Origin of the sequence: Flavobacterium jumunjinense (genome assembly GCF_021650975.2) — a bacterium.
GTDB classification, from domain to species: Bacteria; Bacteroidota; Bacteroidia; order Flavobacteriales; family Flavobacteriaceae; genus Flavobacterium; species Flavobacterium jumunjinense.
The window spans coordinates 552,960-571,511 of sequence record NZ_CP091285.1 but is presented as its reverse complement, the minus strand read 5'-3'; the positions used below and the strand labels follow the sequence as shown (position 1 = coordinate 571,511).

Annotated in this window: 16 protein-coding genes; 8 read left to right on the top strand and 8 right to left on the bottom strand. The window is 29.2% G+C overall.

Annotation, left to right across the window (positions count from 1 at the left end; genetic code table 11):
• The first annotated feature begins 16 nt into the window (after positions 1–16).
• The 6 genes from L2Z92_RS02840 to L2Z92_RS02815 all read left to right on the top strand — a co-directional run bounded on the left by L2Z92_RS02840 (position 17) and on the right by L2Z92_RS02815 (position 7,039).
• Entirely contained in the window at positions 17–1,072 is a 1,056-nt protein-coding gene (locus L2Z92_RS02840) for a hypothetical protein (RefSeq protein ID WP_236457337.1), read from the top strand.
• A gap of 74 nt (positions 1,073–1,146) precedes the next feature.
• The gene (locus L2Z92_RS02835; protein WP_236457336.1) at positions 1,147–1,647 is read left to right on the top strand and encodes a DUF4280 domain-containing protein; all 501 of its coding nucleotides are present in this window, start codon (positions 1,147–1,149) and stop codon (positions 1,645–1,647) included.
• Between the two features lie 2 nt (positions 1,648–1,649).
• Complete coding sequence (locus tag L2Z92_RS02830; protein ID WP_236457335.1) at positions 1,650–4,457, top strand: OmpA family protein; 2,808 nt, start codon at positions 1,650–1,652, stop codon at positions 4,455–4,457.
• Positions 4,458–4,469: 12 nt separating this feature from the next.
• The gene (locus L2Z92_RS02825; RefSeq protein WP_236457334.1) at positions 4,470–5,078 is read left to right on the top strand and encodes a hypothetical protein; all 609 of its coding nucleotides are present in this window, start codon (positions 4,470–4,472) and stop codon (positions 5,076–5,078) included.
• 3 nt (positions 5,079–5,081) lie between these two features.
• Positions 5,082–5,858: a hypothetical protein gene (locus L2Z92_RS02820; RefSeq protein WP_265210638.1), complete on the top strand. Its 777-nt coding sequence runs from the start codon at positions 5,082–5,084 to the stop codon at positions 5,856–5,858.
• Positions 5,859–6,256: 398 nt separating this feature from the next.
• Positions 6,257–7,039, top strand: coding sequence for a hypothetical protein (locus L2Z92_RS02815; protein WP_236457332.1), 783 nt, complete (start codon positions 6,257–6,259; stop codon positions 7,037–7,039).
• 204 nt (positions 7,040–7,243) lie between these two features.
• Here the strand turns inward: L2Z92_RS02815 and L2Z92_RS02810 are convergent, their stop codons facing one another.
• Genes L2Z92_RS02810 through L2Z92_RS02775 form a run of 8 tightly spaced genes read right to left on the bottom strand, consistent with a single transcriptional unit; the run spans position 7,244 to position 16,117 of the window.
• Entirely contained in the window at positions 7,244–9,097 is a 1,854-nt protein-coding gene (locus L2Z92_RS02810) for a hypothetical protein (RefSeq protein ID WP_236457331.1), read from the bottom strand.
• Between the two features lie 11 nt (positions 9,098–9,108).
• On the bottom strand, positions 9,109–9,540 hold the full coding sequence (locus L2Z92_RS02805) for a GPW/gp25 family protein (RefSeq protein WP_236457330.1): 432 nt from the start codon (positions 9,538–9,540) through the stop codon (positions 9,109–9,111).
• Positions 9,521–11,983 carry an AAA family ATPase gene (locus L2Z92_RS02800; protein WP_236457329.1) on the bottom strand — a complete coding sequence of 821 codons (2,463 nt, stop codon included), beginning with the start codon at positions 11,981–11,983 and terminating at the stop codon, positions 9,521–9,523. The genes L2Z92_RS02805 and L2Z92_RS02800 overlap by 20 nt, the downstream gene beginning before the upstream one ends.
• Before the next feature lie 4 nt (positions 11,984–11,987).
• Positions 11,988–12,503 (bottom strand): type VI secretion system TssO, encoded by a 516-nt coding sequence (gene tssO / locus L2Z92_RS02795; protein ID WP_236457328.1) that lies wholly within the window; start codon positions 12,501–12,503, stop codon positions 11,988–11,990.
• Positions 12,504–12,541: 38 nt separating this feature from the next.
• On the bottom strand, positions 12,542–13,732 hold the full coding sequence (locus L2Z92_RS02790) for a hypothetical protein (protein WP_236457327.1): 1,191 nt from the start codon (positions 13,730–13,732) through the stop codon (positions 12,542–12,544).
• 7 nt (positions 13,733–13,739) lie between these two features.
• The gene (locus L2Z92_RS02785) at positions 13,740–14,603 is read right to left on the bottom strand and encodes a TssN family type VI secretion system protein (RefSeq protein WP_236457326.1); all 864 of its coding nucleotides are present in this window, start codon (positions 14,601–14,603) and stop codon (positions 13,740–13,742) included.
• On the bottom strand, positions 14,604–15,530 hold the full coding sequence (locus tag L2Z92_RS02780; protein WP_236457325.1) for a hypothetical protein: 927 nt from the start codon (positions 15,528–15,530) through the stop codon (positions 14,604–14,606).
• The gene (locus tag L2Z92_RS02775) at positions 15,527–16,117 is read right to left on the bottom strand and encodes a C40 family peptidase (protein WP_236457324.1); all 591 of its coding nucleotides are present in this window, start codon (positions 16,115–16,117) and stop codon (positions 15,527–15,529) included. Before L2Z92_RS02775 ends, L2Z92_RS02780 begins: the two co-directional genes overlap by 4 nt.
• 242 nt (positions 16,118–16,359) lie before the next feature.
• Here L2Z92_RS02775 and L2Z92_RS02770 point away from each other — a divergent pair, with 242 nt between their 5' ends.
• Together L2Z92_RS02770 and L2Z92_RS02765 are read left to right on the top strand one after the other, a co-directional pair.
• Positions 16,360–17,364 (top strand): PKD domain-containing protein, encoded by a 1,005-nt coding sequence (locus L2Z92_RS02770; RefSeq protein ID WP_236457323.1) that lies wholly within the window; start codon positions 16,360–16,362, stop codon positions 17,362–17,364.
• A gap of 166 nt (positions 17,365–17,530) precedes the next feature.
• Positions 17,531–18,508 (top strand): pyruvate dehydrogenase complex E1 component subunit beta, encoded by a 978-nt coding sequence (locus L2Z92_RS02765; RefSeq protein WP_236457322.1) that lies wholly within the window; start codon positions 17,531–17,533, stop codon positions 18,506–18,508.
• The last annotated feature ends 44 nt before the right edge of the window (positions 18,509–18,552 follow it).

Genomic DNA, 18,552 nt, shown 5'->3' with positions numbered 1-18,552 from the left:
TTAATTAAAAACTGTATTGAAACCAAAATATAAAAAGTATAAGATAAAAAGAGGAGATACATTAGAAGGTATTTCATTACAATTAGAGAAATCGACACATGAAGTAAAAAGCTTTCATAATGTTTTTTGTAATGATACTGATTATATTGGCAATGAACTTCCTTGTCATTTAAAGGAATTATTTATCTATCCAGAATATAATCAAGAAGAATTATCATTAATTCCTAAAGTATCATTTTCGGAGCCTTATAAATTAGAATTAAAACCATCTCAAAATAAGATTAATTATGGTGTAATGTATACAATCACAACAGGTGAGGATAGTAATACATTAAAGTACGAAATAAGTTTAGTCTTTAAAGGGAAAAACAGTGATAATGATTTTATTTTTGAAATAGATAGAATTTCAAAGACATATATTAATGATGAAGAGGCATCTAGTATAGCCGATGAATTGGCGGAAAAAACGAATACTGTACTTTATCCGTTAGAAATAATAGTAAGTCAGCAAGGTAGATGGACTGGAATAAATAATTATGCAGTAATTAAAACACGTTGGGAAACGGTTAAAGAAAAAATTCTAGACGAATACGAAGGGAGATGGGTAAAACAATATCTTGCATCGAATGAAGTGGTTTTGGAAGAGGAAAATCTATTGTTTAGAGCATTAATGAAAGATTGGTTTTTAAATAGTTATTTCAATTCTATTTATATTTATTATACACATAAATTTAAGTTAGATACAACAGTTTCATTTCCAATACTAACAAATTGTAAAGCTGTAGAATATAAAATAGAACAAAAAATAAATGAATATTTAGATGAATATAATTTAATACGAATCGAGCAAAATGGAATTTTAGAAGATGAAAGATCAAAATCCGACTTGCAAAATGAAATGGATATTCCATATTATGGAACGTTATATCCAGAGTACGATAAAGCAAATGGAAAATTTAGGTCTTTATATTTTTTAAATGGGAAATCTAATTTAATCGAATCATTATATTTGGAAAGTTCAATAGCGTTAAATGTAGAAAAAAAGATACAAGTAGTTGTGTCTATATTATAAAATTGGGAAGCAAAATAGCAATAAATAAAATAATGCAATTTTGTATATTTAAGGGTTACAAACAAACAAATCAAATGAGCGAAAAACATATTGTGGTACAGGGAGCCGAATGCCAATGTAAGTTTAGCGTAGAACCTAAAAAAGATAAACTTAAAGTTTTATCACAAACAAAGGACTATGCAAATGACAAAGACGCATCGAAAAAACTCATTGCAACCGATAAAGAAATTGGTCAAACTTTAGAAAAGAACACCTTTGGTAAATGTAAACTACAGCCAACAAGTAGTGATTATTTACCTTGCCAAGCCTTTATAACAAAGTGGAGTGGTTTCTATGAAAAAGTTACAATGTCTAATCAAGGAAAAATACTTCTAGAAGATAGTAAAGCCACTTGTCCTATTGGTGGTCCAGATTGTATTTCTATAACCAAACACGGGCAAAAGGCAGAAGGCTCTTCTCAGAATGCTAATAACGCAAACGAAGATGTTCATAGTCAGTTGAATCCGATGGTAGATATTAAGAAAGTAGGTAAGGAGCCACTAAAACACGAAAATATCGAATCAAATTCTAAATAATCATGGCTAGAGGTATAAAAAAAATAAGATGGACAGGTGAGGGGAAAGTTTTTCAAAGTCGTTCAAACCTTTCAACTAAAATGGTTATTCCGCCAGGAGAATTTGTTTGGTTTAAAATTACTGAATGGCACACAGGAACAACAGCCGAAGATAAAAAGAAAGATGTCTCATGGATTTGGCAAGAGCATGATAGAAATACAATTATTTGGAAGCGATTATATCCATCGACGTTTAAGTATGCGATTAAATTGCCCAAAAAATTATGTGGTTCCTATAGCTATTATTTAGAAGCAAGTTTGTCAGGGAAAACGGATTCGAATCCTACAGGGGTATATATAAATGGACTATGCGATAAGAAGATTACTGCTAGTAAATGGTGTAGTTCTGTTGATGGTTCAGATAAAAGAAAAATTCCATTTTCTTATGGGAATAATATTCATCTCAATTTAGAAACGGAAGGTTTAAATGGAGATAGACTTATTGTTGAAATATATAATATTCAAAATTTACGTGCAGATAAACAAATTCATGTTTATACAAATGTAAAAGTAGCAGATGGCGAAGTCAACTTAGAAATTAAGAATACTGCAACATGGCAAGGAAAGATAAATAATATTCAAGATGAAGAAAAGTTCTATATAAAAGTTAAAGATCAAGCTACTGGGCAATATGTTTTAGATGATAATAAAGATGATGAACATGCTCGTTTTTTAAGGATTAAAAATAAATTAGTAGCAAATACTCCAGAACCACCTGTTAACAATACTCCTTTAAAAACAGGAGAGCCAAGTGTTAGTGAAAAAAGGTATGAGTTGTGTAAGTTTGAAACAATGTCTATAACGGAAACAACCAATAAAGATGGAAAAGTAGAACAAAAAAAAGTATTAATTTTTGATAATGGGAAAGGGGCCAAAGATGTTAAGAATGAAGAAAAGCCGATAACAAAAACAATCTTTTTTAATTTTGATAGTGATGTACTCACTAAAGAAGGTCTTGAAAAATTACAAAACACTTTAAATTTTCTTTTAGTAAATCAGCATTCGACAATAACAATTAACGGATACGCCTGTGTAATTGGAAAAATGGAATATAATAAATCACTTTCTCAAAAAAGAAGTGATGCAGTGAAAAAGTTTTTTGCTGATGGAAAGTTGGATTCTAGAAGAATTTTTTCTACTGGTAAAGGTGAAATTCGGGCTACTGATAATAAAAGTGGTGCAGATAATTTAAAATATAAGGATGAAAAAGTATATGTAGAAGCTAGAAGAGTAGATGTAAGCTTTAAATATTTTGGACATACTGCAAAAACTATTGTATTTGAAACTATAGCTCCTAGTAAAGACAAAGATTTGTTAATCGATATTACTGGTTTTCAGACTAATGCTTGTTTTAGAGAAACGGACAAGCATAAAAAAGAGACAAAAATAACATCTACAGAGTATAAAGCGCCATTGGTTAAGTCTGGTGAGCATATTACATTTCCAATACATTCTGCTTTATCTACTTGGAATATAGCTCCATTACAATATATTTGGCCAAAATGGAATCTAGTAGAAGGAGCTATAGGAAATGGAATTGATTCTGCTGAAGAGTATAATGTTTTTATTCATTCTTGTCGCTATTTTTCTGAAAAAGATCATTCTACAGTTTTAGTAAGAGCCTATCCAGATATTAAATGGGAATTAGCTTTCTTTTTAAATTTAACTAATGATTTAAGTGTCAAATGGCAAAATCAGCCGGAAAGTAAAGTAAAAGAGTTACAGAAGAAAGCAGGAAAGATTGGAGCAGAAAAGAGATGGCAACAAAAAGATGCTTCTTTTGGCTTCAGTTTAAAGGGAGAGTGGGATAAAGGTGATAGTGGAAGTTTTAATAGAAGTAAAGAATTTAAAGCTGAATATGAAGCAAAGTTTAAAAAGTTATACGGAATTTTTTCTTCTATAGGAGCTCTTTCAGAGGGTATTACAAGTAAAACAAAAGGTCAGATTAGAAATATAGGTTTTAAAGGTTTGCCAATGACAATTGCGATAAAACCTCCAAACTTGAATATAAAAGGAACTTGGTTTCTTGAAAAAACTAAACAAAAAAACAGTACACAAGAGGTAGTAGGGACTAATGTGGATATTTCTTTTAATGCAGACCCGTTAATTGGATTAGAGCTTACAATTGATTTATTATGTACAGCTGTTGGATTAGTTGCTGGAGCCGTTAGTGGTGGTACTGCTGCACCTGGAGCCGTTAGACTTTATGGTATTATTAAAGGAAAAATGAATACTGGTGTCGATTTTGGTAATGATGATTTTGGTGCAAAAGTATCCTCAGATGTTTTTATTGATTTAGTCATATCAAGTGTTATAAAAACAGCAATTGGTTTTTCGTTTAATACAGCAAATGATACTGGAGAGTCAAAAAAAGGAAAATTAGAAACAACAAATACATTAAAATTAGAGCTTAAAGCGGGTATTTGGGTGAAGGCAGAAATTAGTTTGGTTGTGGTTAAAGCAGATGTTTATTTTGAAGTAAGTGGTAAAGGTAGTGCTTCAATTACATTTGGGCATAAGGTTAATTATGATTCAAAAGGCCTTATTTATAGGCCACAGTTAGGTTTTGATGGGCTGAATGCCGAGTATGTTATAAAAGGAAAAGTTGGTCTTTCTTCAAAGAAAACAGTACTAGGAACGAAACCTGAAAGTACAGATGAAGGTGTAATATCTCAAGGAAAATATAACGAAGTAATACCTAAATTCGATGTTATAAAAAGTTTAGAAGAATTATTCGGTTTAAGCGCTGATATTCCATTAATTAAAAATTAGATTAAAAATAAAATGAATAAAATATTTTCAACATTATTGTTTTGTGTTATAATGAATTCATGTAATACGCAGAATAGAGTTTCTCTTGATGAATTAACACTTAATGAAAATAAACAAGATTTGTTTCAAAATAAAAAAACTATTTTAGAAACTAGAGAAATTAACACAACCTTGCCATTACTTTATACAAATGATGTGGATTTATATAAATATGGAAATGTAAAGTTTATAAAGTCTGATGAAAATGACATTGTATTAAGTAAAGTAGGAGTATTATTAGAAAATAGTTCAGATAAAAAAATTGTAGGGGTAGTTGTTACTGTTGAGGATACAGAAACAAGTGATTCTTTTTTGAAAGAAATAATAAAAATAAATGGTACACCTGAAATTCTTATGCCAATACCAAAAGAGAATGATGAAAATCAGTTGTTAGGTTATTCTGCTTATTTATGGCGTTTAAAGGATAACCACTCAATAGTTCTTACTCAATCATATGAATATACTGATGGAAAAAGAAATATTGCTTCTTTAGCGTATATCGTTTCGGATAATATAAAGGTAACAAATCCAAATCAAAATGAGCATGTGATTGATAGACTAATAAAAACCTATAAGCAATAAATTATGAAACAAAAAATGTACTATACATTAGATTTCAGTGCATCAGCATGTATGTTTGAAATTAGAGTAAATGATTACCCAATTATTATAATGAATATGGATGGTCAAGTAGCTTCTACGATTCCTATAAATTATGCTATTTTAGAAAGTGGTACTCAAACGATAGCAGTTACTATATTACCATTGTTGGGAGAAACTAAATTAGATGAAAAAGCAGAAGTGAAGTTTGATATAAAAGTATTTGATGTATCTAATGATTTTGTTTTTAAAGAAATGTTTGGCGAATATAAGTCAGAAGCTATTAATGGCTCAAATGAAATACCTTTTGTAAAATATAATTCTACATTTATTGCAAACGTACCTTACGCACTAGAAGCATGGCAAGATGGCGCAGAATTGAAAGATGTAAAAGATCTTGAACAAAAACTTATTAAAGCCTATAGAAATATTTCGGACAGTATAAAAAATAAAAATTACAACTTTTTTTTAGAAACAATAAAAAGAAGAGAAGAAAACATGTCTAAATCGATGTATTTGTCTAATGTTGAGTCGGTTTCTAGAACATCTGAGTTAATTGAAGATTTTAAAAACGGTTTTGAAATTATGCCATTATCTAGTGACAGGGTTCTGCATATTTATGGAAATGGAAAAGTAGCGGTATTTAAAAAAATTAATGGAGAGTCAGCACTATATTTATTTAATGAAGAAACTCAAGAAGAGCTAATGCTTGATATAACATTCTATATACCGAAAGGGAAAACAGATTTTGAAGTAATCTAAAACATATTATTCTATTAAATAAAAATTTTATTTTGAGAAGACGTCAATTTATACATTTTCTGTTTCAAGACTAAGAACCTTAATTGATAAAACAGCAATTTATTATATACTTATACAATAAGGCAATGCAATAGAAGACATATGTAATTTATGCATAAAAAAGAACCCTATAATATATTATTTGTTGATAGTGTGAAGATTGAAATTTGACTGCTTTTTAATATTGAGTTCATCTAAGTTGTTCTTATTTTTAAATTATTTAAAGTTCACAAAGTCATTTATTTATATCTTTTTTTAATGTAAAAAGCGATAAATAAAGTGAATCTTTTCTTATATTTGAGATATAAACAATTTACTGTTAAAACAAACAAGCAAACAAAAGAATTTAAAATAAATGTATGGTTTTTGAAATTATAGAAGAAACAACCATTCTAATGAATGGTTTTCATAAAGAAATAAAAACAAGATTTAATATTGATTTTTCATTATTTAAAAAAACAGAAGACGAACGTATTTATATAATAAATAAAGAAAAAATAAATACTATTCCGGTTCAAGAAAATGCTTTCTTAAGGATTGTTGAAGAATTAGAAACCTTGAATTATCCTATAAAAATTAAGACAGACTATAAAGGACATTTTGTTGAGATTTTTGAACACGAAAAATGGTTGCAAGAATGGGAACAAAAAGCAGATGAATTAATCGGTAGTTTTGATTATTTCGATAAAGCAAAAGATGTAAAAGAATATTATTATAATATAATAAAAGACAAAGAGACCTTTACTAAAAATAAATTTAAAGAACCATATTGGAACTTGTTCTTCTTTAATCCGCCAATAGATAACATTAATCTGCCAGATATTGGAACAATTTTTAGTTGGAATATTAAAGCTATTGGTCAAATTCCTTGTATTGGAAGAACAACAATTTTAAATCCAGATTCAAAAGATATAGTCATTTCTTTCGATTCCTATCAAAGATTAACTCATAATATAATTGAAATACTAAAACCAAATATTAAGAGAGAAATTAGATGGGAAGATCAAACAGTTAAGCTACATGCTGAATCTCATTTTGATAATGTGGAGAAAAAAATAAAAAGAAAATCAGCTTCTTTTCAATTTCTAATAAATGAAGAAATTCGTTATATCGAAAAAATAAATGTCACTCTAAAAGGATAGTTTGAGTTTTTAAATTATTTGTTTTAATAATGTTTGCCTCTCAATTTTTACCCCTTGAAAATGAACAATTTGATTTTTCGATTTTCTTTTTTATCGGTTTTAATTGTTTTATGGCTTATCTAGAATATTCATTGAATAGAACTATAATAACATAAAAAAGGCTTTAAATACATTCATTTAAAGCCTTTTTTATGTTTATTAGATTTAGACGTAAAGAATTCTAAACGGAACAATATTTAAAGCTCTTTTTTCTATCATAAGCTTTAAATCTTCACTAAGAAAACTCCATTCTTCCTCATTATATATATCATTATCCGAACGTGTAAGGCAAATGTCAATAGTAGGAGTATAGCCAATATTACTATCTAAACCTGTTTGTATTCCATTTTTAATCTCGATAGCTTCAATAGCATCACCAAAGTGATTTTTACATAAAATGATGATATCTTGTCGAGTTACAACACGTTGGCTAGAAATTAAATTCTCTCTGTAGGCATAGATTTTTTCCGAATTAGTAAGTTCATCTCTTCCTCCTTGTGTTGCAGAAAGAAGTGTTATAGAATCTTTTTCGAAATCTGCACCTTTAAAGACATTTAATTTACTAAACGTACTAATTTTATTAGCACCCTCTCCGTTTGTTGTCCAATATTTAATAAAAAGAGTTCCTTTCTCTTTTGTTTTTTTAGTGTTCAAAACTAAATAGGGATTGTTGAGGTTTTGCATTCCAATTTGCGACATTTTAGATTTAAAACGCGCAATTATCTGATTGATTTCTTTTAAATTATTATCTGTAAAATCTTGTCCTAATCTTGAAAAAGCAGCAGCTTCATCCCTAATCAGATCAATTAAATAATTAATCTCTTCAGCAGCATTACGTTCATCAAAACGAGCTACACCACCAAAACGTAGGTAGGCATAATTTTCGTCTTCTGGTTCAGCATTGTTAGAAATAACGTCAAACTCTTTGTTTCTGTCGTTCATTACAGAAAAAAGCTCTAGAAAATAATCATCATTTAGTTTTAAGGGATAAATATCTAGCAACTCTTTAATGTTACCTTGAGTTTCGTTTAGTTTCTTATTGATTACTGGGAAACAATTGTTAGAACAAAATATGTTCGATAAAATATCTGGACCTATAACATTCGGAAATTCTAAACGCAACCAAATTAAGTCTTTATCAATTTTAATTTTTTCAAGATCTTTTACAGAAAAAAGACTTTCAAATTCCTTCGGGAAATTATAACTGTCCTTATCAATAGTTATCTTATCTTTTATAGTTATGAAATTCTTTCTATAGAAATCATTTGTATGCTCTTCAATCTTTTGAATATGATAAATATCGTGCTGTTTTAAGTCGTAAACAGTATTTTGATTCGGATCATCGCAATTATAACCCTCTGCTATACTTAGCAATTGTTCATTAAGATACCATTTTGCACGAGGTAAGAAATGAAAGAATTTCGAGCGATCTTCAATGTTTTTTAAATAAAAATAAAACATTAAATCTTCAATAATTCCTTCTCCTTCATGTTTTAAAGCAATCCAAATTGTACCATGTGGTGTCTTCTTTAAGTAGTCTTTATTTGAAATAATTTCTTTAAACTGATCTTTTACAACCTGATGTGCTCCATTAGGAAGAATTACATATGAAAGTTTGTTTCTGTTTAATTTAACGGGAATGGTTGATCCAAAATGAAAGTTTTTAATAATACTTTCAACTGGATTATATGGATTTACTTGCTTTTTTTGATAAAAAAATTGATGATAATCATGTAATGAAGTTTCGTTTTCAACTGGATAAGCTCTTAAAATACCTCTAGCTGGAGTTGCTTTTGCAGAAGCAGTAGGAGTTAAGATATCTACAAGCCTTTCTGTCATTCTTCTTCTGCTTGAAAAAATTTCATTCGATATTTTTTCAAGTTCTTTTGCACAAACATCAAAAAGTAGGTTGACAATTGGATCAAATACATTTTCAAGCTCAACATCATTGTACCCCCATTTTTTGGCAGCACGCTTCAACATTCTATCTTTAATCTGATTCTTTGATAATGGGTTCATTTACGTGTCTTTTATTTAAATGAAAATGGAGCTAAATAGTAAGAGCTTTTAAAATAATAAGGCTCATTGGTGTTTTTAATAACACCATAAACAGTAATATCTAATCTCTTTTTTACTCGAATGTTTGTTTCATAACTCAATGTGTTTTCATTAACACCAAGTGTAACTTCAGTAACAGTTAACCTTTTTTCGTATTGATTTACTTTTTCATGAATAGATTCTTTAATCATATCCTTTAACTTGTTTGGATTGGCTAATAAGTTGAAATCGGTGTCCCAAATTATTGTTCCAAACTCTTCGTCATACTTATATTCTCCAAAAATAGTAGAAATAATCACAGAAATAAATTGCGCTAAAGATTCTTCAATAGTCACCTTAGTAGTGTCTTCTCCGTTGCTTAACTTTTTGTAGTCGAAAGGTATTTTATAGTAAAGATCCTTCATTAGTGATAGTGAAATTTATTTCTTCTTCATTGCTTAGGCTAACTGTAACTTTACTTCCTTTAACTACTTCGTTGGCAATTATCATTCTTGAAAGTGGTCTTTTCAGTTTGTTTCTAATTGTACCTTTAATTGGTCTCGCTCCATATTCTGGACTAAAACCAAGTAATGAAATTTTCTCTTTGTCTTCCTCAGTAATTTCTAGCGTAATTTCTAGCTTTTCTAATAATTGAAGAAGTTCTTTTTTAAGATGTATATCGAAAATTTTTGCAACACTCTTAACGTTAATTGGTGCAAAAGGTATTATTTCGGTTAAACGTCCTAAAAATTCAGGTCGAAAATATCCAGTCATTAACTGAATTAAATCATTTGATTTTGGAATAATGTCTTTTTCAAATGATTTTACAATATAATCAGAACCAATATTTGAAGTAAATAAAACTACTGAGTTTGAAAAATCTCCTTCTTTACCTAAACGGTCATGTAATTTACCTTCATCTAATATTTGAAGAAAAACATCAAAAACAGATTTGTGTGCTTTCTCAATTTCATCAAATAGAACAATAGAATAGGGTTTTTGTCTAATTTTGTTAACCAATAAACCACCTTCTTCATAACCTACATAACCTGGAGGTGCTCCATATAATAAAGCAGCAGAGTGTTCTTCCTTAAACTCAGACATGTCTAGTCGGATAATAGCATTTTCATCACCAAATAGAAAATCTGCAAGTGATTTAGCTAATTCTGTTTTTCCTGTTCCTGTTGGTCCTAAGAAAAAGAAGGATCCAATTGGTTGTCCTGGTTTAGTTAGTCCTGAACGCGATTCCATAATAGCATCTGCTACCACTTTAACAGCATGATCCTGACCAATAACTCTCTTTTTTAAGGTCTTTTCAATATCTAATAATCGTTCTCTTTCATCAGATTTTACTTTTCCAGCTGGAATTCCTGTAATATCAGATACAACTATAGATAAATGAGTTCCTAAAACTGTGTTTTCTTGCTCTTCAAGCTTCTCAAGTTCTTGTAATAGATTAGCAATGAAATTTATTTTTTCTTCTTTCTCTTCTATGGTTTTAAATTGGATATTACTCTGATCTGTTTCATTTAATAATTTTCCAGTTTTTTGAAGAATATCTGTAAATAACCATTGAATTTTCTCGTCTCTATCTTCCCTGTCTTCTTCTTTTTTTAAGACTTCGAGTTGAATTTTTAAATCAGGAATTTCCTTTTTGATTGTTTCTTTCGCAACTTTCAACGAAGACATTGTTCTATCGATTAAGTCTAATGCAGAATCGGGTAGTGATTTTTCTTTTAAATAGCGTTTTGCAAGTCGAATAGCCTCTTTTTGATTCTCATCGTCTATAGTGAAACTATGATGATCTTGATACGAATGAATAATACTTGTTATCATTCTAAATGCAAGCTCTTCATTTGGTTCGTTAATTTCTAATGTTTCAAATCTTCTTGATAAAGCATCATCTTTTGCTAATGTTTTTCTAAACTTTTCTTGCGTTGTCGCGCCAATAAAAGTAATAATGCCTTTAGATAATTCAGATTTTATAATACTTGCAATTCCAGAACCTTGATTTGAGTCAAAAAGTTCATGAATATCATCAATGAAAAGTATAGGTTTTTCAAAATCTTTTAACTCATTAAAAATTTTTTGAAGACGGTCTTCTACTTCTCCTTTGTAGGAAGCACCCGCAAAAAGTGCTCCAATATTTATTTCGAATATTGTAGCATTGTCAAAAGCATTTAAAATTGTTTTTGATGCTATTTTTTTACAGAATCCATCTACTAATGCGGTTTTTCCAACGCCCGGTTCACCTGTAATGATTACGTGTGGTTTTAGTTTCCTGTTTAATATTTCTGTAATTGTTTTTAACTCTTCGTCTCTACCAATTATTGCATGTGTATCATTTTTTTTAATTGTTTTTAATCGATCAAAACAATATTTAGAAACTGCATTCGAACCTTTTGAAGTGGTTGTAGCAGGGTTTGATAAATCAATTGATGGATTTACTATTTTTCCGCCAGATTGATATAATTCTATGATACTTGTTGGACTAACAGGTAATGATTTTAATTGATCATGAGAGAAACCAACTCCTGGTGTTAATAATGCACTTAGGAGACATGCAAACTCAGAATCAATTCCAGAATTTTTTTCAATGTTTTCAGCTTCTTCTAATACTATTATTGCACTAGAATCGGCTTCTGGAGAATCCGAATGTTTATTTGCTTTTTGATATTCACTAATTCTAATATCAGCCCATTCATCTAAATAGAAGACATCGATACCTTTAGCGTCTAATTCTTTTAAAAAATCAAATTGTTGATTTAAAAGCGCTTTCAGTATGTGCGCAGCATAATATTTAGAATTAAAATTTTCTTTTGCATATTGTTTTGCAATATGAATTATTTGAGATGTTGTTTCAGACATTTTTTTATTTATTCATTTTACTAACAATTTCACACATTTGAAGCTTGTTCGCTAAGTCTTTATTTTCAGCTTGCAATTCTTTTAAATCATCTTTTAAATCATCTACTTCTTTTTTAGAATCATTTATTAAAAATAATTTCTTCTTTGTGTTAACATATTCGCTGGTAGTAATAATGAAATTTTCATATAAAGCAGGGTTCACAACACTATCATTAGGAATTTTTTCTTTTAATTCTACTAATTCATAGTTTATAGATTGCGAAATGAATTGAAAACTTTCTGGAGCTTTGTCTAAAGAATCGATAAGTTTTCCAATTTCTTCAATTTTTTCTGAAAATTCTTTGTTGAATGTAAATTGAGCATTCATTTTATCATTCTCTTTTTTAAGAACTTCATTCTCTTTTAGAGGTAACTTGAAATTGAAAAATATCGCTGTTATTAAAACACCTGTTGTAATAAAAAACATTACTAAAAATAACATGAACGCATTGAATCGTTCTTTCTTATTTAAAATATCCATGATATATCTGTTTGTTTAAAAAGTCTATAAATTGTTTGTTAGTCTGCTAAAAATGTTGGAGACGAAGGAGGTGTATCTCTATCTTCGTTATCATTCCCAAAAATACTACTTGATTTTCTGTCGTTTTTCAATATGTTTTCGTTTACAAATATTCCCGCATCACGTTTTTTACCAATATAATCTAATTGGTTAAGGACGGAGAATAACTGATCCATTTTTAATGCAAAATCTCTAATTTGTAAAACTACAGGTTCAATATCGTATGCATTATATTTAACATTGATAGTGTCTGTAAAAAGTCTTTCATAATCACCACTAGAAATGTCTGTCCATTCAGAAAAATAATTGAATAACATTTCTTTTCCATCTCCTGAAAAATAATCAAAACTATTCTTTAATGAACGGCTAAAGGATACAATATTATCAAGTAATTCAATAGGTTTTAAGTTGTAATTAGTCCATTTGTTTCTAGTAATCTGAAGTTCAACAAAACGTAATGCTTTATCGCAAACATCAAATACCATATTGGCAATCATGTTTTCGTCTTCATTATTGGTTCTGAACTTTATTTTACGATTTATTTGAATGGAATAAAACTCTAATTGCTTGAAAAATAAGTCATAAGTTTCAAATAAATTCACCAAGCTTGGATGGCTATTTAATGTTAAACTTGGAGGTATATAGCTTGTCATTACTTCGTAACTATCTCCGTTAGACTTGAATTTTGCAATTGGGAACTGTAGAGCGCCTATATTATTCTGATTTACTTCTGTTTCAGCAACACAAGTTAAAGTGTATTTTGAAAGCGCATGTGGAAACCTTGGTGGCACTTCTTCCATGTTTTGTTCTCCAGAAGGAACTCTTGAGTATGGATCTACATTTAGTAATAAAAAGAAGTTAGTCTCTTTATTATTCAAATCTTTCAATTCTATTTTTTCAGAAAACTCACCTGTTAAATCTGTAATTTCTATTCTTCCTCCAGCAGGTGTTATAGCCTTTAGCATTTTGATAGTAACACTCAATTCGTTATGAGTATCAATAGAAATTGTATAGTTAAAAGGTCTGCTTAAAAGTGTTGGTAGGAGTCCATAATTTAACTCATTTACTTCTAGATTTCTAGCATCTCTAATTAAATCTTCAATGTTGTCTTGTAATTCAATGAAATGATTTTTGTTGATTTTCATTCCATCAATCCAATTCACTGGAAAATGTTTGATATTTTCTGCCATAGTTTGTTTATATGCGTTGACAAATAATTGTTGCTCCGTCTATTATGTTGTTTGTATCGATTGCTAATTCGGGGTCTATATATTCAGATGAGCTGAACCATTTTGGTTTAGTATAAAAATACCATCCATAAGGTTGGTTCTTTTCATCAACAAAATTAATCTGACTATTAGGGTTCTTTTCGTTGTAATCATTAATGAAGTAATAAAAAAGTCTACCAAAATCGATTGCTCTAGGTGCTTTAACTTTAAAATTGATTATTTGGTCATCGTTCGCTTTTTTCTGAAAAACCAAGTTTAAGATGATTATATTTTTCATCTCAGAAATTTTTGGTGAAGGATATCTGTCATTCATTGGGTAAAACCATCTTTTATGTAGCTTAACAGGTATTGAAATTGAATATTCAAATAGTTTGAAACATAATGTTGGTAATATAAAAAATAATAGAGTGGTTAATACATAGAAAACAAAACTATTCTCACCAAAATATTTAGTAGTTACAACAGCAAATGCCGCTATAAAAACAACAGTATTTATTGCAATCACAACTTCTCCAAGAAACTTCTCAAATTCGAATTTCTTAAAGTAATCGTGGAAAAACTTCAAATGAAATATTCCAGCAATACCCATGTAGACCTGTAGAGATATGAAACGTTGATTAAGTGTTGTCTCTTTTAAATTGTAAAGAATAATTGAAAATATAGCAAACAACAAAGATTGTATTAAAACATAGATAAAATATTTTTTCTTTGATTGTTTGAATTTTGGAATTTTAGTTCCAATTAATATGCTAATTATTAAGCCGAATGAAAGAATTAATAATAAATATATTAGTTCTTCACCTCCGTTAACTTGATTTAAGTACTTTCTCATTTATAGTAAAGTTGATATTCCTAGTCTTGATTTATATTGTTTGTCGTCCATTGAAAAAAGCTCATCTTCTTTATTTAAAATTAGCTCAAAATCAAACTGAACATGAAAGGGTAAAAATAAATTAAAAAAGTTATTTAAAAAAGAATCCATAACTTCATTTTTAAAGTAAAGATTTAAATTCTCTGAATTTTTCAGTGGACCAATTGTAAAAATGTATTTTTTTAGATAAATTTCCTCATTGCTTTCTAATGTAGTGTTGATTCCCATAATGAAATCGTTAGATTTCTCAACATTGTCAACAAGGCTTTCTAGTTTTATATTTTCGGTTTTATATGTTATTTTTTCTTCAAGTATTTGTTCTAAAGTAGTAACAATACTACTTATGTTTTGATTAGCATTGTCTTTCTGTTGTAAAACAGCATAGAACATTTTAACCACAAGTTCATCAGGAATGTTTTCTTTAAAAACTAAAATTGTTTTTATAATGTCTACAATTCCGTTTGCGCTTAAATTTGAAAAGAATTCAGACTCATTTTTCTCTATTGAATGTCTAAATCTAAAAAGCTCGTTTTCAATCGGATTAAAAAAATGCCTAGCCTCTTTTTCTTCTTTTCGTCTTGCTTTAAATTCAGCAACAACATCGTTTGAATGATTCGAGTTTCTGAAGTTATGAGAAATGCTTTCGGGCAGAACATCATAAAATCCATCACGACTAATCTCAATGTTTAAAATTTCTTTGTCTATAGAATCATTCGATAAATGCATTTTGTCTTTGCTAAATTTTCTATAGAAAAGACCTTTAGTGTTTAATACGATATTTAAATCATCTACATTGTTTTTTAGTAAGGATTCTAAAAGTAACTCAACTCTCAAGTCAAAAGTAGTTAGTTTCTTCTGATTGTCTATGAAATATTGTTCTTCTGTCATTTGCTTGCTGGAGTTTTTAATCTACCAGATACTACATAGAACTTTTTCCAGTAACTGTTTTTTAAATCAGAAATTGAAGCGCCACCAGATAAATTAGCATTGAAAAATTTATTATTTTTTAGGTAAATTCCTACATGTGTAATCATTCTGTCGTTATTAATTCTAAAAAATACTAAATCACCTTCCTGTAGGTGTTTGGTAGATTTAAATAAGTCAAATTTTTCATTTAGTCCCATCTCTTCCGCTGTTCTTGGTAGAACACAGTTGTAGACTCTTTTAAATAAATGTTGCATTAGGGCAGAACAATCAATGCCTGCCTTTGTTTCTCCTCCATAAACATACCTAGTTCCTTCCCATTCTTTAATGAATGAGTAGAGTTTACCATTTAAAATTTCACTCTTGTTTACGCCTAGCTTGTTTGCAAAATAGACTTTGTCTTCTTCTCGTACAGGCTCATAAACAACATAATTGCTGGTGTTTTCGGGAGATTCGGGATTAATACTTTCGTCATTATAAATGCTTGTGTTCTTTTTAGAGCCACAACTAATTAATAAAGACGAAATGAAAAGAAAAGCAATTAGTCTCATTTTTATTGTCTCATTTTTAGTTTAAAACTAACTACAATAGTATGAGTTTTTATTAAAAAAAGCAAGTATTTCTTTATAAAATATTCCTTAAAAAAAAAATGTTAGTTGCTTTTTTAAACTTTTGTAAGAAAGAAAGATAAATAAGATACGAAGTGTAATTATGAAAAAGAAAATTCTTATTTTTGAAAATTAAAACTCTCTAACATAGACGAGTTTAAATTACAATTCATCTAAACAAGTAAATGGGTATGTTTGTTTTTGGGAAACTAAAGGGTTACTTTGATATTAAAGTTGTTCTTGTTTTTTTATCAGTTTTTTTACTTTCAAGTTTTGTTATTATTATTAATTTAAATAATGATGAAGAATGTCGTGTAAGAGAGTTTAAAGTTGAAGCAACATCATTAGAAGTTGGTGAATTGATTATCTTTTCTGATGTTTCTCAAAACGCTCATTCTTGGAGATGGTACTTTGGTGATAATTCGCAAATTTCTTTTAGATCTAAAGTAGGACATATATTTATGAAAGAAGGTGAATACTTAATTCGGTTAATTGTTAATAATGAATGTTCTATAGAGAAGTTAGTAACTATTGTGCCGAAGAAAAATGCAATTGACAATTCTAAAATGCCTGTTTTTAGTGTGGCAAGTCATGTTTTGGAAGGTGAGAAAATTGATTTTGAAGATAGGACTGAAGGTGCAAAATCTTGGGAATGGAGATTTGGGGAAAGTGGCAAGGTGGATTCGTTTGATGAAAAATGCTCTTATATGTTTACTTCTCCTGGGGTGAAAAGTATTTCCTTAATTGTAAATAATGACTATAAGCATGTAACTGTTAAAGAAATCTTTGTTGTTCCTAAAAAGGAAGAGAAAATAAAAATCGAAAAATATAAAAGTGATATCCCTCATAATCCATTTCAAAACATACCAGATGCACCCCCTGAAGATGTAAATGCTCCAGTAAAAGTGAGTAAAGGTCCGGAAATTGGAGGTACAGATGATGGGAAATTAGAAAGTCTTCTTGAATCTGTTGCTAAAGGTAAAACGAGTTATGATAATTTTCTAAAACATTTTTGTAAGTATAATTTGCCAATTGTTATCTATAAAGATGCTAAAACGAGTACTTTAAGAGAATTTTTTAATGCTGTTAAGAAAAAAGGTGATAGGGTTAAAGATGTTAGGATTCAGAAAGATACAGAAGATTGTATTAGGGTGATTAATGTTGATAAAAAGCATAAACATTATTTTTAATCAAAAATAGTGTTGAGTAATATTTGATAGTTGAAAAGTGAATTTTAAATATTAATAATGTATTAATTCAAAAATTTGCTATTTTTGCTTTCTTAAAAATAAAATAAGATATCAAGCAGTAATTTAATGAATATTGAAATTACAATTTGAATTTAAAAAAGATAGAATGAAAACAATCCAATTTAGAGAAGCAATTTGTGAAGCGATGAGCGAAGAGATGCGTCGTGATGAGTCTATATATTTAATAGGTGAAGAAGTTGCAGAATACAATGGGGCTTATAAGGCATCTAAAGGTATGTTAGATGAATTTGGTGCAAAAAGAGTTATTGATGCTCCAATTGCTGAGTTAGGTTTTGCAGGTATTGCTGTTGGTTCTGCAATGAATGGAAATCGTCCAATTGTTGAATTTATGACTTTTAACTTCTCTTTAGTGGGAATAGATCAGATTATTAATAACGCAGCAAAAATGCGTCAAATGTCTGGTGGTCAATTTAATATTCCTATTGTTTTTCGTGGGCCAACAGCTTCAGCGGGTCAGCTAGCGGCTACACATTCTCAAGCTTTTGAAAGTTGGTATGCAAATTGTCCTGGTTTAAAAGTAGTTGTGCCATCAAATGTTTATGATGCTAAAGGACTTCTGAAATCGGCTATACGTGATAACGATCCAGTTATTTTTATGGAATCTGAACAAATGTATGGGGATAAAGGAGAAGTTCCAGAAGGAGAATATACTTTGCCTTTAGGTGTTGCAGATGTAAAAAGAGAAGGGACAGATGTAACTATTGTTTCTTTCGGTAAAATTATTAAAGAAGCTTTTATTGCTGCTGATGAATTGGCTAAAGAAGGTATATCTTGCGAAATTATCGATTTAAGAACAGTTAGACCTTTAGATTATGATACAATTTTAGCATCTGTTAAGAAAACGAATAGATTAGTAATATTGGAAGAGGCATGGCCTTTTGCAAGTGTTGCATCTGAGATTACATATATGGTTCAAGAAAAAGCATTTGATTATTTAGATGCACCAATTCAAAGAATCACTACAGCAGATACACCGGCTCCTTATTCTCCAGCTTTATTGAAAGAATGGTTGCCAAATGCAAGTGATGTTGTTAAGGCTGTTAAGAAAGTTGCTTATAAATAAATAGAAACTTACTATATTTGAAACTTCATCACCCAATTGATGAA

Bases quoted from the DNA above. Each gene is read 5' to 3' on its own strand.
- L2Z92_RS02835 (WP_236457336.1), top strand. From the start codon at position 1,147: ATGAGCGAAAAACATATTGTGGTACAGGGAGCCGAATGCCAATGTAAG.
- L2Z92_RS02830 (WP_236457335.1), top strand. From the start codon at position 1,650: ATGGCTAGAGGTATAAAAAAAATAAGATGGACAGGTGAGGGGAAAGTT.
- L2Z92_RS02825 (WP_236457334.1), top strand. From the start codon at position 4,470: ATGAATAAAATATTTTCAACATTATTGTTTTGTGTTATAATGAATTCA.
- L2Z92_RS02820 (WP_265210638.1), top strand. From the start codon at position 5,082: ATGAAACAAAAAATGTACTATACATTAGATTTCAGTGCATCAGCATGT.
- L2Z92_RS02815 (WP_236457332.1), top strand. From the start codon at position 6,257: ATGGTTTTTGAAATTATAGAAGAAACAACCATTCTAATGAATGGTTTT.
- L2Z92_RS02810 (WP_236457331.1), bottom strand. From the start codon at position 9,097: ATGAACCCATTATCAAAGAATCAGATTAAAGATAGAATGTTGAAGCGT.
- L2Z92_RS02805 (WP_236457330.1), bottom strand. From the start codon at position 9,540: ATGAAGGATCTTTACTATAAAATACCTTTCGACTACAAAAAGTTAAGC.
- L2Z92_RS02800 (WP_236457329.1), bottom strand. From the start codon at position 11,983: ATGTCTGAAACAACATCTCAAATAATTCATATTGCAAAACAATATGCA.
- tssO (WP_236457328.1), bottom strand. From the start codon at position 12,503: ATGGATATTTTAAATAAGAAAGAACGATTCAATGCGTTCATGTTATTT.
- L2Z92_RS02790 (WP_236457327.1), bottom strand. From the start codon at position 13,732: ATGGCAGAAAATATCAAACATTTTCCAGTGAATTGGATTGATGGAATG.
- L2Z92_RS02785 (WP_236457326.1), bottom strand. From the start codon at position 14,603: ATGAGAAAGTACTTAAATCAAGTTAACGGAGGTGAAGAACTAATATAT.
- L2Z92_RS02780 (WP_236457325.1), bottom strand. From the start codon at position 15,530: ATGACAGAAGAACAATATTTCATAGACAATCAGAAGAAACTAACTACT.
- L2Z92_RS02775 (WP_236457324.1), bottom strand. From the start codon at position 16,117: ATGAGACTAATTGCTTTTCTTTTCATTTCGTCTTTATTAATTAGTTGT.
- L2Z92_RS02770 (WP_236457323.1), top strand. From the start codon at position 16,360: ATGGGTATGTTTGTTTTTGGGAAACTAAAGGGTTACTTTGATATTAAA.
- L2Z92_RS02765 (WP_236457322.1), top strand. From the start codon at position 17,531: ATGAAAACAATCCAATTTAGAGAAGCAATTTGTGAAGCGATGAGCGAA.